Genomic DNA, 15,384 nt, shown 5'->3' with positions numbered 1-15,384 from the left:
GGATCTTAGCTTTTTCATTTACAAAATTTTTTGGATCCGAAGGTGATGAAAACTTTACTTGCGGAAGATTCTCAACAGCAGAATAACCACCAGCAAAACAGAAAAGCAAAATCCTAAAACTGCTACTAAAGACATTTCGCCGATTCTCGGGCCTGATTCTGAAACAAAAACAATCGCTGTGGCAATAATATTTGCTCCTAAAATCATCGCTAAAATGAGATTGACAATACTTGATTTGATCAGCCGGTTGGTCTTTTCAATATTTTTAATTTCACTGGAAATGGTAAAACTGTTATCATCCAATTTTTGCAGAACAGACCGTAACTCCTTCGGAATTTCATCCACATTATCCGTGAAGGTCATCATCTTTTCCATTCCTGTTTTGAAAAGTTTTTTTGGGCTGATTTTTCTTGTGAGGATTTTTTTGGTGTAAGGATGAAGACTTTTCACCACATCAAGGTCAGGATTGATGGTTCTGCCAACTCCTTCTATCAGACCGATTCCTTTAAATAAAAGATAAAAATAATCGGGCATGTATAGCCTGTTGTCTTTCAGAACATCTTTCATTTTATTCATAATGACATTCGGGTCAATGTCTTTCAGGGAAGTGCTGTGAACAAAAGTCAGAACTTCCTGAACGTCATTTTCAAAACGTCTTTCATCCGGAATTTCGTAGCTGACCGCCATTTTTTTGAGGTAGCGTACGATTTTATGAGAATTTTTTGCCACAAAAGCAACGATTAAACTTTCCAGAATTTCTTTGTCGTTGGGCTGAATTTTTTCGACAGCTCCAAAATCGATGAAAACTACTTTTCCGTCTTTTTTTACTAAAATATTTCCCGCGTGAGGATCGGCATGGAAAAAACCATAATCTAAAATCTGGGAAACGAAAAGTCTTAAACCCACTTCAGAAACGACAACGGGATCGATGTCATTTTTTCGCAATTCTTCCTGATCGGTCACTTTGATGCCGTCGATAAATTCCATACACAAAACATTGTTGTTGGAAAATTCATCATAGACTTTCGGAACGTAAGTTTCTTTATTATTTTTAAAATTTAAAGCAAATTGCTGAATGTTGTTCCTTTCATTGACCAGTGAAACCTCTTCAAGCAGAGACTTTTCGAAAGTGGAAATGGCCTGTTTTAAATTTAATTTTGAACCGATTTCAGAATAAGTGGAAATCAGCTTAACTAAATCTTTAATTAAAAGTAAATCATCTTCGATCACCGAAAGCACGTCCGGTTTTTTGATTTTTAAAATCACTTCATCGCCGTTGAGTAAAGTCGCTCTGTACACCTGAGCAATTGAAGCTGTTGCCAGAGGTTTTGAGATAATTTCTGAAAAATGTTCTTTTGGAATAATATTAAATTCATTCTCAAGAATTTCCTGCACATTCATTTCCACAACTTCTACTCTATCCTGAAGTTTCTGCAGTTCTTGAATCAGTTCCGGCGGAAGCAGATCTTCACGATTGCTGAATGTCTGTCCGAGTTTCACAAACGTGGGACCCAATTCTTCCAAAGCAAGCCTGATGCGTTCATACACGGTTCCTTTGGAAATAATTTCTTCAGATTGTGCAGAATTTTCTTCCGGTTTTTTGCCCATTCTGGCGATCATGTCTTTGAATCCGTATTTGCTTAAAACGGAAATCAGTTTTGCCGATCTTTTGAGTTTTCGCTGTTGCTTGTCGAACATATTTTACTAAAGTTGATTTTTCTAGTATCCGAAGGTTTAAAATGACAAATATCTACGTAAAATATGTCTAAGGCAAGTGTAGATAATCTCTTTCTAAGCAGTTAGCATTCATCTTTTCAATAGCTTGAATAAATTCAGATGTATCAAGAAAATAACTGGGATAGGCTTTTTTTAACATCTTCAGCGAAGATGCAGAAACTAAAACAACTGCGTTTTCATTTTCTTTGATGCTCTTCTCTAACCGTAAATACTCAATGGTTGCATCGTGAAATTGCCGTTTATTATAAATTTTGATATTGACAGACATATCTACCAAATCGATATTAAGTAAATAATAATCTCCAGGAAATTTGTCTGTCTCAATTCTATTAGTTGAAACTCTAATAGCTTTCAATTTATTAAGAATATTTAAATCAGTACAATAATTATAGCACCTAACCATCAACTGTTCCATGGTAAGGTATTTATGTTCTTTCATAACTGGAAGTTTTTCTTTAATAGCAAATAACGAACTCACTACTTTAAAAAAATCTAACCATTCATCAGGTCCTTGATTGGACTTTAATGAGGTTTTTGTCACAATTCCCGCTGTTTCCACAGCAGTTGCCCAATTATGTTGCAACTTTGTTCTAATTTGTAACTCAATCTTTAACCCGTCATATTCCTCTTTAGTCGAAGAATATTTGTATATGTAATGAATACTTCGATAACCTGTATTTTTGGGTTCATCTACATAATCAACTACTCTTTCTAATTTGTGAATACTTCTTTGAGAAATTAACGCATTGTGAAGTTTATTCAGATCTCTGACATCTTTTAATACGGCTCGATAACCACCAATATCTTGCATTCCACCAAGTCCCATACTCGGATTTAAATCTAATTTGTATTCTATTGATGTAAGACGTTTAAGTCTTTGAGAAACGAGTTTTGGATCAATGTTTACTTTAAACAATAATCTCAAAAGACTATTTTTTAATACAACTAATGGATGAAGATGGTTAGTTCTCCAAAGATTAATAACATTTAATGCTTCCTCTATCTCTTTGTCGGATTTGGATACAAGCAGTTTTTCACCCGCTTTTGAAATTTGTTTTCTGCTAAATTTCATATTTAATAATCATTAGAAGTAAAAATAAAAAAATATTATCGATATTTCACAAAAAAAAGTTGTACTAATTACGGAAATCTCAAGGAAATTTTTAAAAATATAGTCAAATTTTATAGTAGATATCTACTATATATATATCATTTAAAAATTAAATAACATTAATCATCGTCAGCACCAAAATCAACATCATCCACCCCAAAATAAGATAAAAAAACAGGCGGCTTGGCGCTGAAATATCTTTCAGTTTATCAATGATTTTGTTTTTGATAATTTCGGTAAAGCTTACGTTTTCATCTCTGAAATCAACTTCATTTAGATCAATTTTCCTGAAGCCAAATGCAATGATCTTTTTAAACCATTTGTTTTCTTTTGAATCTCTGATTTCCTGCAAAACTTTAAGTTGAAGCTTGGTTTTATCAACACCGCTTTGCATTAACTGGGGCTGATTGGCTTTCACTTTATTTAAAATTCTGTCAATAATTGGGAAAAGCAGTTGCTCGCCTCTGTCAGAAATCAATCTGTTGATCGTGCTTGTCATCACATATTTATTTCCCAGTGTAAACAGAAGAAACGGAGCTCCAAAAGCACTTAGAATTGTCAAGCCAAAAGAAACAGGTCTTACCATCAAAAGCACAAGAACAGCTGCTTCACCACTTGTATGCACAGGACCGCCGCCGCTTTTAAAAGTCTGGAAAATAATAATACCGATCGTGGCTGTACCCAAAACTGCAATAGAAATCTGACCGGCAATATTGATTTTCAGGAAACTTAAAGTAGCACGGCTGACAAGCTTTGCTAAGTATTTTACGTTGTCATTGATCAGACTGTTCTGTTTTTCTTTAATCATCATTTTGTTTTTATTAAATGCAAAATACAAATAATTCTAATTATACGTGATATAAAAATGAACAAAAAAAACAATTACCGTTTTGTGATAATTGTTTTAAGTTTTAATAAATCTGATGAATTAATTTAAAAATATCATGAATTTATTTTAGATTGATTTCATACAAATCGGTTCTGCGGTCTTTCAAAATCTGCACTGAACCGTTGTGGTGAAGATCTTTTAGTAAATTTAAATCCACATCAACAATTAAAGTCATTTCTGTATTCGGGGTGGCTTCACCTTTCACAGCATTTGAAGGAAATGCAAAATCAGAAGGGGTAAAAACTGCCGCCTGACCAAACTGAATATCCATATTATTCACACCCGGAAGATTTCCAACACACCCGGCGATGGCTACATAACATTCATTTTCTATAGCTCTTGCCGCGGCACAGTGTCGAACCCTCATGTAAGCATTTTGTGTGTCGGTGAGATAAGGTACAAACAATATTTTCATGCCCTGATCGGCTAAAATTCTTGGTAATTCAGGGAATTCTACGTCATAACAGATCACCAGTCCAACTTTTCCGCAATCGGTGTCGAAGACTTTGATTTCACTGCCGCCTTTCATTCCGTAATATTTCTTTTCATTAGGTGTTATGTGAATTTTTCTGTATTCATCAATTCTGCCATCACGATGCATCATGTAAGAGATATTATACAAATCATTATCATCGTAAAAAGGCATGCTTCCGGAAATAATGTTGACGTTGTAACTGATCGCCAATTCCGAAATTTTCGTTCTGATATCATCGGTAAGTTTTGCCAGCTCGATCATACTGTCACGTTCAGAAAGATGGTTGAAAGGTGCGAGTAAAGGCGTGTTGAAAAGCTCAGGGAAAAGAACGAAATCAGCTTTGTAATCTCCCATCACATTTACGAAAAACTCGACCTGCTCATAAAATGCATGAATGTCCTTAAACTGTCTCATCTGCCACTGCACCAAACCAAGACGGATGACGCTGTCCTGCATTGTATTAGGCTGTTTACTGTAATAAATATTGTTCCATTGAAGGAGAACTGCATTTTCTTTGGATGATTCGTCTTCAAGAAGGTATTTTTTCAGAACTTTTATCGGTAAAAAGTTGTTGGACAGCTGAAACGAAAGCACAGGATCATAAATTTCTTTGTCCCTTACTTTTCTGATGTAATCTCTGGCAGACAACTCATCGCTGTATTTATGGTAATGCGGAATTCTTCCTCCCAAAACAATTGCTCTCAGATTAAGCTGTTCGCAAAGTTCTTTTCTGAGATCGTATAATCTACGGCCTAATCTCAGTTCGCGGTATTCGGGATCTACGAAAACTTCTATTCCGTACAGCACATTTCCTGAATTGGTGTGAGTGCTGAACGTATAATTTCCAGTAATATCTTTATAAGTATGATCATCCCCAAAGTCATCATAATTGACAATGATAGAAAGGGCAACTGCTGCGAGTTTACCGTCAACTGTGATACAGATTTGTCCCTGAGGAAATATTTTGGTGAGTTTTTCTATGCTTTTCTTTGGCCAAATGTAGTCAGACATGGTTGGGTAAGCCCTTTTCATTGTTTTTACCAGTTCATCATGATCGTCTACACTTAGATTTCTTGCGTCTATCTGCATATTTTTCTTTTAAAGTTAGTGATTTTTAAGTTTAAAAACTTTGTTGAAGGCATTATTTAAACAAGATTTACACCAACCCGCACAGTTTTTGTAAGTATTCTTAAAATTTAAATATGAAAATAATTCCAATTCTTCTGCTCGCTGCACTGAGTTTTCAAAGCTGTAAAAAAGAGAAAACATCTGAGAATTCTATTCCAAACCCAGCCAATAATAAAACGGTTGAAACACCTGCTGTAAGTAATAAAATTGTGATTGAATCAAAGGAAGATATTCAGAAATATTATGCTGAATATCAAAATGAATTAGATAAAAAATCGCTTGACTCTGCATCTTTTAAATATGAATGTGACGGCAGAGAAGGAATTGTAACCTATTTTTCTAAAGATTCTCAACTGATGGTGATCAGAAATCAATATTCCGAATACAGTCACTATTCTGCTGTTGAAAACTATTTTCTGAATGAAGACAAACCGTTTTTTATATTAAAAGATGAAACAGTGTGGCAGTTTGACGGCGGTAATGCTGAAAATCCTGAAACAAAAGACGACGTCACAGAGTCCAGAATTTATTTGGTGAAAAATAAAGTTATTGACTGTCTCGAAAAAAAGTACACCATAAGATCGGTTGAGAAAAGCCAACCTGACGTCTCAAAAATTCCAAATCAGGCTTCAAAAAACTGTAAAAGTGCAGAACTGCTTTCAGAATTTGAAAAACTGATTAAACATAAAAACTACAAAAAAGAAAGGAGACAATGTCTTTAAATAAACGAAAAAGAGATTTCCACAACCGGAAATCTCTTTTATATTTTAATGAAATGTATGAAGATTAAACTTTCATAATTTCAGCTTCCTTAGACTTAAGATGATCATCACAGATTTTCACATATTTATCTGTGTAATCCTGTATCGTCGCCTCAGAATCTTTAATAATATCTTCGGAAACACCATCTAATTTTTTCAATTCTTTAATACCGTTTTGTCTCGCGTTTCTGATTACAATTTTGGTATCTTCAGTTTCACCTTTTGCCTGTTTTGCAAGCTCTTTTCTTCTTTCTTCAGTCAATGGGGGTACATTCAGAATGATATTTTCACCATTATTGGAAGGAGCAAAACCTAAATTTGAATTGATGATTGCCTTTTCAATTGCGTTAATTGCAGTTCTGTCCCAAGGCTGAATAGAAATCGTCATCGCATCCGGCACAGACACGTTGGCAACCTGATTAAGCGGAGTCATCGCACCGTAATATTCTACCATTACATCCTGAACCATAGCTGTAGACGCACGCCCCGCTCTGATTCTTTGAAATGCATGATCCAAATGCTTTACTGCCGCGTCCATGTCATGTTTTACAGATTCTAATATAAGATCTAATTCTTCCATTATATATTTAAAATTTGAAAAGTTACACATTTTTATGAGTGATAAGTAATGAGTAATAAGTGATTTGAATTTAACAATATCCCTTTTCTCACTTGGGTCTTCTTACTTTTTCCTTGTCTCTTTCTATTAAAGATTCACTAACGTTCCAACGTTTTCGCCGTCGACGATTTTTATAAGATTTCCGTCTTTGTTCATATCGAAAACGATGATTGGAAGTTTGTTTTCGTGGCTTAATGTGAATGCAGTCATATCCATCACTTTAAGGTTTTTCTCGAAAACTTCGTCGAAAGATAAAGAGTTGTATTTTACAGCATTTTCATTTTTCTCAGGATCCATATCGTAGATTCCGTCTACTCTTGTCCCTTTCAGAATGACGTCAGCACCAATTTCAATTGCTCTCAAAGTCGCTGCAGTGTCTGTAGTAAAATATGGATTTCCTGTACCAGCTCCGAAGATCACTACTCTACCCTTTTCAAGGTGTCTTACTGCTCTTCTTTTGATGAAAGGCTCTGCAACTTTGTCCATTTCAATCGCAGACTGCAGTCTGGTTTTGATTCCGGCATCTTCCAGAGCTCCCTGTAATGCCATTCCGTTGATTACTGTTGCAAGCATTCCCATGTAATCGCCCTGCACTCTGTCCATCCCTTTTGCAGCACCGGCTACACCACGGAAAATATTTCCTCCTCCTATTACAATAGCAACTTCACAGCCTCTGTCTACAACCTGTTTGATTTCTGCAGCATATTCCTGCAGTCTTTCAGTATCAATACCATATTGTCTGTTGCCCATCAGGGCTTCACCACTCAGTTTAAGAAGGATTCTTTTATATTTCATGTCTTTCAATAATAATTTAGGGCATTAATTTTTTCAAAATTAATTGTGCAAATATAAACATTAATAGCAATTATTTTTCAGAAATTTTACGGCATCAAAAGTTTTAATTTCATTCTAAACTGTATCAAAATTTAATTGAAATCTAAGTCAAAAAAGATAATAATTAAAATTTGAACAGGTCATTTTTTTGGTTTAAACTGAAAATCAGCACCTACACTGAAATTAAATTATCAATAAATCGATCAAATACTTAAACAAATATTTTGATAAGTTCTAAAAAGGATTATTTTTGCATTAATTATATAAAGAATTGAAGAAAGTTTTAGTTTTCCCTCTTTTGCTCGCAGGTATCGTTTCGTTTGCACAGAACGGAAACAATGTATACCCTTTCTTAAATATCCCTGTGTCTGCACGTCAGGCAGCTTTGGGTGGTGATGCCATCTCTGTGAGAGATCAGGATGTGTCTTTTGCCATTGCCAATCCTTCTTTATTAAATAAGGATTCTGATATGCAGCTTGCACTCAATGCTACCGCATATCTTGCAGATTCTAAATATGGAACCATTGCCTTTGCAAAAGATATGGACAATGGCCATTTTCTTACTGCCAATGCAAGATATATGAACTATGGAAATATCCCGAGAACTGACGAAAGCGGTTTTGAAATGGGTGAATTTTCAGCGTCAGATGTTGCTGTGGGAGCTGGATATGCCTATCAGTTTGAGGAAAACTGGACGATTGGTGGAGGTTTAAATTTCATCACGTCAAAAATTGACACTTATACTTCTTCTGCTCTTTCTGGGAATGCCGGAATCACTTATCATCACAAGAAAAATAAGGAAACGGCATCAATCATTTTCAGGAATTTCGGGTATCAGTTTAAATCGTTTAACGGAACAAGAGAAAATCTTCCTTTCAGAATTGATCTTGGATATACGAGAATTATTCCTAATTTCCCTTTGGCAGTAACCATTACAGCACACGATCTTCAACAGTTTGATATTTCTTCTGAATTAAACGCCAACGGACAGGAAGTCAATATAGGCAGAAAAATTGCCGACCACTTTTCTCTTGGGGCCGAACTTTTCCCTGAAAAAAGCTTCAACATCCGTTTAGGATACAACGTGAGACGTGGAAGCGAACTTGCAGTTGTTGATCAGAGAAACTTTTCAGGTCTTTCCGGAGGTTTTGGAATTAAACTTTCAAGATTCCGTTTAGATTATGCTCACATCAGATATCACAATGCTTCCAATGTAAATCAGCTGGGCGTTTCTGTGGATCTTACAAGCCGCAGGGGAGAATAATTTTTATTTTTATTAGACATTTCTCAGAATTATCTTATTTAAAAATAAGACGACTGTTGATTTTTTGATAAAATTTCTTGAAATTTGTCTTTATGAAATCCCCCATGATTTAAAAGCACAAACACCTTTGAAGATTAAGGGATTCCATATGTCTTTTAAAAAACAATAAACATCTACAGATGAAAAAACCGGTAATTGCCATAGACGGATTTTCTTCCACTGGAAAAAGTTCGATTTCTAAAATCATTGCGCAAAAACTTGATCTTGTACATTTAGACACGGGAGCACTGTATCGCGGCGTGACTTGGTTTGCTCTTCAAAACTGCTGCAAAGAAGACGGCAACGTTGATCTTGATGATTTATTTAACAACTTTCATCACATTCATCTTGAATTTAAAAATATTGAAAACGAGCTCGTTCTTTTTCTGAACGAAATCAATATCACCAAAGAAATCCGAAGCAATCAAGTGACTGAAAACGTCAGCAATGTCGCAAAACAGGCCAAAGTAAGAGAATTTTTACTTGATCACCAAAGAAAACTGGCAGAAAAAGGAGGAATCATCATGGATGGCAGAGACATCGGAACTGTGGTTTTACCTGACGCAGATTTTAAATTCTTTCTCACCGCAAGCATAGACGAACGTACAAAAAGAAGATATCAGGAACTTCTTACTCTCGGAATCGATGCCAATGAAGATCAGGTGAAACAAAATCTTATTGAAAGGGATAAAATAGACAGTGAAAGAGAAGTTGCCCCATTGAAACAGGCTGACGATGCGATCGTTATTGACAATACTGAAATGACAAAAAAAGAAACCATCGAAAAGATATTAAATTATGTTGAAAATTTTTAACAGATTTTAATATTCATTTCCATTGATTGGTATATTAATTGCAAACTTACAAAACAACAAACCGAATATATTAACCATTAAAAAAAACAAAAAATGTCTAAAAAAGGAAATACAGCAGGGATTTTAGCAGGATTATTAGCAGGTGCCGCAGCTGGCGTAGTTTTAGGAATGCTTTACGCTCCTGAAGAAGGTAAAGAAACAAGAAAAAAAATTAAAACTAAGGCTAATGATCTTAAAGATCAGGCTAAAAATAAATACGGAGAAGTTTCGGACAAAGTAAAGGAGCAATATGACAGTATTTCCACTACTTTTAAAGATACTGCCAATAATGTAGCTCATACTGTAAAAGACGGATATGACAAATACAAAGACCAGATCGTATCTAAAACTTCAGACGTCGTAAAAGATGTGGAAAATGGTCTTAACGACTTGAAATAATTTATTTTCACAACAATATAGTTGAAGGAACTTTGTATTAAAGTTCCTTTTTTTGTAACTTTCAAAAAATAAACATAATGGTAGAAACTCTAAAAGAATATGCAACCAAAAGGCTAGATCTTATCAAGATACAGGCTACCGAAAAAACTTCTATTTCTGCAGGAATTATCGCTTATCTTATCATATTCCTTATTGCATTTGCCTTTTTTATTATCCTGTTCAATTTCGGATTGGCATATCTCATCGGTAAAGCTTTAAACAACACCTCTTATGGTTTTATGATTGTAGCTGGATTTTATGTAGTTGTGATGATAGTTGTCGCAGTTTTCAAGAAAAAAATAGTCAATATTATCGCTGATAAAGTGGTACAATTTATAAATCATTAATATTATGAGTGTAAATTTTAACAGTCTTGAAGAGCTTAAAAGAAAGAAAAAACTTTTACAGGCAGAAGTGGATGATTTGGAAGCAATTCTTACATTTAAAAATGCCAAAGAAAGTTTAAGCGCATTTACAAACGGTTTTACAGACCAGTATCTGAAAGAAAAAACAGACGAGGATGGTGAAGAAAAAACCGTTCTGAGAAAAGATGTTATCGCAAAACAGGTAACTTCTGAAGTAAAAAATATGATTTTCAGCAGAAACACAGCTGTAGGATTAGCAGGAAGCGCTTTCAAAGGTGATGCTCTGGAAGGTTTGATTAAACTTGGAACAACTGCTCTGGTAGCAAACTATGCCAAGAAAAATCTGAAAAGCAGTAACTGGAAGAAAAAAGCAATCGGTATCGCACTGATTTATCTTGCACCTGTTGCCTTGAAATTTTTGAGAAATAAAATGGAAGCTTACCAGAAAACAAAAAGCGTTTCCAGCATGGAACAGTTAATTTGAAAAATCAGGTTAAGGTTAAGGCTGTGATTAAGAAAAAAAATAATGTATATCCGTAATTCGTAATAATTTCGTATATTTATCTGTAATTTAAATAATTAGATGGATATATTTAGCTTTACCGCTCATTTTGGGACAGAGGAAGATTGCAGAATTCATTTTAAGAAACAGAGAGATAAGATTGGCGTGGCATGCAAATGTGGTCATAAAGAACATTTCTGGATTAAGAGCATTTGGAGCTACGAATGCAAAAAATGCCGTAAAAGGACTTCTTTGAAAAGCGGCACCATTATGCAGAACTCTAATCTTTCATTTTTAATTTGGTATAAGACAATGTTCTTAATGAGCGTTACAAAAAAAGGATTTTCGTCTAAAGAAATTCAGAAGCAATTGGGATTGAAACGCTATGAGCCTGTTTGGGCAATGGTTCATAAGCTAAGAAAAGCAATGGGAACACGGGACGAAAAATATACTTTAGAAGGAATGATTGAATTTGATGAAGGCTATTTTACAGTAGAATCCAGTGAGATTGAGCAGGAAAAAGGAGTCCGCGGCAGAGGTGCAGCGGGCAAACAAAATGTTGCTGTAATGGCCGAATCTACGCCTTTGGAAAATATAGAGACTGGTGAAAAATCAAAATCCTGCAGATACTTTAAAGCTAAAGTTTTAGAAACGCATCTTTCCCTTGAAATCAACGAAACCATTAAGGAATCGATCGATAATCAAAGTATTGTTTTCACTGATAAAAGTACCTCGTACGTTGATATCTCTGATTTTGTAGAGCTTCATATCACAGAGAAATCGGATAAAGAAACCACAAATGAAACCTTAAAATGGGTTCATATTACCATTAGTAATGCAAAACGGAATTTATTGGGAAATTATCATAAAATCAAAAGAAAATACCTTCAACTGTATTTAAATGAATTTATCTACAAACTAAATCGGAGATATTTCGGCGACCAACTCTTCGAAAGGCTCATTATTGCTAATATTACAGCGGTATGATTAAAAACGGATATACATTAAAAAAATAAAATTTATTTCTTAATCTCAGTTTTTTTGTGGGAAAAATTTAAATTATTTCGAAAAAAGCTGACCTAAAATAATTCCTGCAGCCATGGAGACATTGAGGCTCTCTGTAGATTGCGATTTTCCGAATCTTGGGATGCAGACACTTTCATGAAGTAATTTTTCAGTTTCGGGACGCATTCCCTTGCCCTCGTTTCCCAAAATTAAGTTGATTTTTTCCGGCTTTTTAAAACTGTAAATATTTTCGCCTGTCATATCTGTACCGATATTTTGATTATCAGTCTGAGACAAATAATCAACAAGATTTTCATAAACAATATTCACTCTCGTAAAAGATCCCATTGTTGCCTGAATGACTTTTGGATTGTAAAAATCTACCGTATCTTCACTGCAAACAATCTGTTCAATACCAAACCAGTCTGCCAGACGGATGATTGTCCCAAGATTTCCCGGATCCTGTATTCCATCCAAAACAATCTGAAAATCTTTTTCCTTAAATTCCGATTCTTCATTTAAATGACAAACTGCTACAGAATCTTTTGGATTTTGAAGAAAACTTATTTTTTTTAATTCACTTACGGTAACTGGTATGCCTGAAATATCTTTTAAATCTAATTTTTCCGGATCGGTAGAAAATATTTCTTTAATTTTATAGTTAGATTGAGGAAGTTCTGAAATGATTTTGTTGCCTTCAACCAAAAACAAATTGTATTTTTGCCTGAACTTCTTTTTATCAAGAGACTGTAAAACTTTTATTGTATGAGCTGTAAGCATTATAAGAAATCTCCTCAAAAGTATTATAAAATTCTATCATTTGCAACATTTATTATTCTACTTTATGCCTGCAGCACCACCAAAAAAGTACCTGACGGGGAATATCTTCTTACCAAAAACACCTTTGAATTTGAAGATGGAAAACAGCCTTTTGACGACGAGCTGAAAGATTACGTTCAGCAAAAACCCAACAAAAAACAACTTCTTTTTCTTCCTCTGAGTCTTTGGTTTTATAACGCTGCAAACCCGAAATACGATACGATTTTAAATGAATACATGACGTACCCCAGCGAAATGAGAAATCAGAAGCTGAGAGACTCACTTTTCATTAAATACAACATGCAGAGCAGCGTAGGGAAAAGTTTGTTTATGGACAGACTTTACCACAATTGGGGAAGTCCACCCGTTATTTTTGACGAAACAAGAACTGAAAAAAGCGCAGCATCAATTGAAAACCGCCTTACCTACAGAGGTTTTTGGGATGGAGAGGTAACAGTTTCTGATAAACGAGATTCGGCAGATAAAAAGGCAAGTGTAAATTATACCATCAAACACAACAGCCCCACAATTATAAAAGATTATTATTACAATATTCCTGATTTGGCAATTAAGTCACACTTTAAAGACAATATTTCAAAATCTATTGTGAGAAAAGGTGAAATTCTTGATCAGACCAATCTTGAAAAAGAAGTATCGAGAATCAACGAAATCATGCGAAACCGCGGTTATTATAAATTCAATAGCGCTAATAATGAAGTTTTCTTTGTAGCAGATTCTTTAAAAAGCAGAAAAGAAGTTCCTCTTACCCTTGAAATACATAAAGATTCTGTAAATACACCTTACAAAGTGGCAACCATTGGTAATATTGATGTGGCGGTTGTGGATGATATTTCAGATTATTACGAAAAGAGAACAACACAGGACAGCCTCAGAAGAATCCGTTTCCATAAAGTGGATGACCGTTACAAAAATCAGGCTTTGTGGCGGGCTGTAATTGAAGATCATAAATCTGTTTATGATCAGAAAAAACTCAACCTTACCAAACGCAATTTTTCAGCAATGAACAATTTCAGTATTTTGAAAAGTGAAGTTGATTACCGAAAAGATGACGGCGGAAAAGTGAGTGACAGCATCCTTGATGTTTTGTATATACTAAAACCTCTGGATAAATTTGAACTGAAACTGGGAACCGACATCAACTATTCTCAACTTTTAAATTTAGGTATTTCACCTTCGGTTGACCTTACAACTAGAAATATTTTTGGAGGTGCTGAAAACCTTTCTACAAGTCTTTCCGGCACATTTGGAAGAATTGTAAACCCCAGAGACATCAGCAAAAGAATTGGTGCTTACGAAATTTCTGCTCAGGCATCGCTTCAGTTTCCAAGATTATTGTTGCCTTTTTCTTATTATAAACTGATTCCGAAGAGGTACACTCCTACTTCATCCATTGTTTTAGGAGCTTCTGTACAAAACAATATCGGTTTGGGAAGAGTCAATTTCAATACAGGTCTAAATTATTTTGCCAATGTAAATGATCAGGTTTCACACAGACTTTCACTGTTTAATACACAGTTTAGTTTAACCAAAAATAAAGACAGCTATTACGATTTTTTTGTAGGTGACGATAATATAAGAAGAGCTGCTTTTGATGATTATTTTGTATATAATCCTCAATTGGGTCAGCAGTTTAATGCAGGTCAGCTTACAAGAGATCAGGTTTCTATGATGATCGTTGGAGATCAGGGGTATGTTGCCACGCTAGATCCCACCAGAGCAAGCCGTTTGCTGGCATTCACCGGAACTTTGGTGAATAAAGACAGACAGACGCAGGACGTAATTATTTCATCCATGATATACAATTTTGTTTATAATGAAATTGGTAAAAAAGACTATCCGAATGCATTTTATTTTAACGGAAAAGTAGAACTGGCAGGAAATATCCCAAGTATTTTTAATCAGAAAAGAGATGAAGGCGGCGTGGTAACGAGTCCGCAAAAAACGATTTTCGGAATTCCTTATGCGCAATTTGTGAAGTTTGATTTTGATGTCAGAAAATACTATAAAATCAACGGAAACCAAACATTGGCTCTGAGACAGTTCGTCGGTGTCGGAATTCCTTACGGAAACTCTTCATCGATGCCTTTTGTGCGTTCTTATTTCAACGGAGGTTCCAATGATATCAGGGCTTGGGTTGCCTTCGGTGGTTTGGGGCCTGGAGCTTCTCAGATCGATGAGCGTGTTCGTACTTATTTGATGGGAAATGTAAAACTGACAACGAATATTGAATACCGTCTGCCCTTTAATGACATGTACGAAGGAGCCATATTTACAGACATCGGAAACATCTGGAATCTCGAAGACAGCGGTTTTGATGACCAATTTAAATTCAGCAAATTCATCCGTCAGATGGGTGTAGGTAGTGGATTGGGATTGAGAGTGAATATTGCTTATATCACTTTAAGACTGGATCTTGCCTACAAAATCTATGACCCAAACAAACCTGATTCAGAAAGATGGAGACTGAAAAATTTCGATCTGTTTAAACCAACGATGAACATCGCATTCGGATATCCGTTCTAA

15 protein-coding genes are annotated in these 15,384 nt (G+C 35.0%); 8 read left to right on the top strand and 7 right to left on the bottom strand.

All coding sequences use genetic code 11. The features are described 5' to 3' along the window. Nucleotides 1–54: 54 nt before the first annotated feature. From NG809_RS00735 to NG809_RS00720, 4 genes are all read right to left on the bottom strand, one after another. Nucleotides 55–1,698 carry an ABC1 kinase family protein gene (locus tag NG809_RS00735; RefSeq protein WP_262147172.1) on the bottom strand — a complete coding sequence of 548 codons (1,644 nt, stop codon included), beginning with the start codon at nt 1,696–1,698 and terminating at the stop codon, nt 55–57. Nucleotides 1,699–1,765: 67 nt separating this feature from the next. Then, the gene (locus NG809_RS00730) at nt 1,766–2,809 is read right to left on the bottom strand and encodes a RelA/SpoT domain-containing protein (protein WP_262147171.1); all 1,044 of its coding nucleotides are present in this window, start codon (nt 2,807–2,809) and stop codon (nt 1,766–1,768) included. Nucleotides 2,810–2,957: 148 nt separating this feature from the next. Then, entirely contained in the window at nt 2,958–3,656 is a 699-nt protein-coding gene (locus NG809_RS00725; protein ID WP_262147170.1) for a hypothetical protein, read from the bottom strand. Nucleotides 3,657–3,798: 142 nt separating this feature from the next. Beyond that, nucleotides 3,799–5,301 carry a carbon-nitrogen hydrolase family protein gene (locus NG809_RS00720; RefSeq protein WP_262147169.1) on the bottom strand — a complete coding sequence of 501 codons (1,503 nt, stop codon included), beginning with the start codon at nt 5,299–5,301 and terminating at the stop codon, nt 3,799–3,801. A 113-nt stretch (nt 5,302–5,414) separates the two neighbouring features. Here NG809_RS00720 and NG809_RS00715 point away from each other — a divergent pair, with 113 nt between their 5' ends. After that, a complete protein-coding gene (locus NG809_RS00715; protein ID WP_262147168.1) occupies nt 5,415–6,062 on the top strand; it encodes a hypothetical protein in 648 nt (215 codons plus the stop codon). 64 nt (nt 6,063–6,126) lie between these two features. Here NG809_RS00715 and frr read toward each other — a convergent pair whose 3' ends face one another. Beyond that, nucleotides 6,127–6,681: a ribosome recycling factor gene (gene frr / locus NG809_RS00710; protein WP_262147167.1), complete on the bottom strand. Its 555-nt coding sequence runs from the start codon at nt 6,679–6,681 to the stop codon at nt 6,127–6,129. A 126-nt stretch (nt 6,682–6,807) separates the two neighbouring features. Next, the gene (gene pyrH, locus NG809_RS00705) at nt 6,808–7,515 is read right to left on the bottom strand and encodes a UMP kinase (RefSeq protein WP_262147166.1); all 708 of its coding nucleotides are present in this window, start codon (nt 7,513–7,515) and stop codon (nt 6,808–6,810) included. A gap of 310 nt (nt 7,516–7,825) precedes the next feature. On the opposite strand from pyrH, the gene porQ reads away from it, so the two are divergent. The 6 genes from porQ to NG809_RS00675 all read left to right on the top strand — a co-directional run bounded on the left by porQ (nt 7,826) and on the right by NG809_RS00675 (nt 12,003). Then, nucleotides 7,826–8,818 (top strand): type IX secretion system protein PorQ, encoded by a 993-nt coding sequence (porQ, locus tag NG809_RS00700; RefSeq protein WP_262147165.1) that lies wholly within the window; start codon nt 7,826–7,828, stop codon nt 8,816–8,818. A 179-nt stretch (nt 8,819–8,997) separates the two neighbouring features. Next, nucleotides 8,998–9,672: a (d)CMP kinase gene (cmk, locus tag NG809_RS00695; protein ID WP_262147164.1), complete on the top strand. Its 675-nt coding sequence runs from the start codon at nt 8,998–9,000 to the stop codon at nt 9,670–9,672. 93 nt (nt 9,673–9,765) lie between these two features. Then, a complete protein-coding gene (locus NG809_RS00690; protein ID WP_262147163.1) occupies nt 9,766–10,110 on the top strand; it encodes a YtxH domain-containing protein in 345 nt (114 codons plus the stop codon). Nucleotides 10,111–10,187: 77 nt separating this feature from the next. Next, nucleotides 10,188–10,496, top strand: a complete 309-nt coding sequence (locus NG809_RS00685) for a hypothetical protein (protein ID WP_262147162.1) — start codon at nt 10,188–10,190, stop codon at nt 10,494–10,496. A 4-nt stretch (nt 10,497–10,500) separates the two neighbouring features. Continuing rightward, nucleotides 10,501–10,998, top strand: coding sequence for a phosphoribosyl-ATP pyrophosphatase (locus tag NG809_RS00680; RefSeq protein WP_262147161.1), 498 nt, complete (start codon nt 10,501–10,503; stop codon nt 10,996–10,998). A gap of 99 nt (nt 10,999–11,097) precedes the next feature. Next, nucleotides 11,098–12,003, top strand: coding sequence for an IS1595 family transposase (locus NG809_RS00675; RefSeq protein ID WP_262147160.1), 906 nt, complete (start codon nt 11,098–11,100; stop codon nt 12,001–12,003). 72 nt (nt 12,004–12,075) lie between these two features. Here NG809_RS00675 and NG809_RS00670 read toward each other — a convergent pair whose 3' ends face one another. Continuing rightward, nucleotides 12,076–12,801, bottom strand: a complete 726-nt coding sequence (locus tag NG809_RS00670) for a TrmH family RNA methyltransferase (RefSeq protein ID WP_262147159.1) — start codon at nt 12,799–12,801, stop codon at nt 12,076–12,078. Here NG809_RS00670 and tamL point away from each other — a divergent pair. Continuing rightward, the gene (tamL, locus tag NG809_RS00665) at nt 12,787–15,384 is read left to right on the top strand and encodes a translocation and assembly module lipoprotein TamL (RefSeq protein ID WP_262147158.1); all 2,598 of its coding nucleotides are present in this window, start codon (nt 12,787–12,789) and stop codon (nt 15,382–15,384) included. The two genes, NG809_RS00670 and tamL, sit on opposite strands and share 15 nt — an antisense overlap.

This window comes from Chryseobacterium foetidum (assembly GCF_025457425.1).
Lineage (GTDB): Bacteria > Bacteroidota > Bacteroidia > Flavobacteriales > Weeksellaceae > Chryseobacterium > Chryseobacterium foetidum.
Note: the sequence above shows the minus strand (reverse complement) of the source record. Positions and strands in the feature narration are given on the sequence as shown.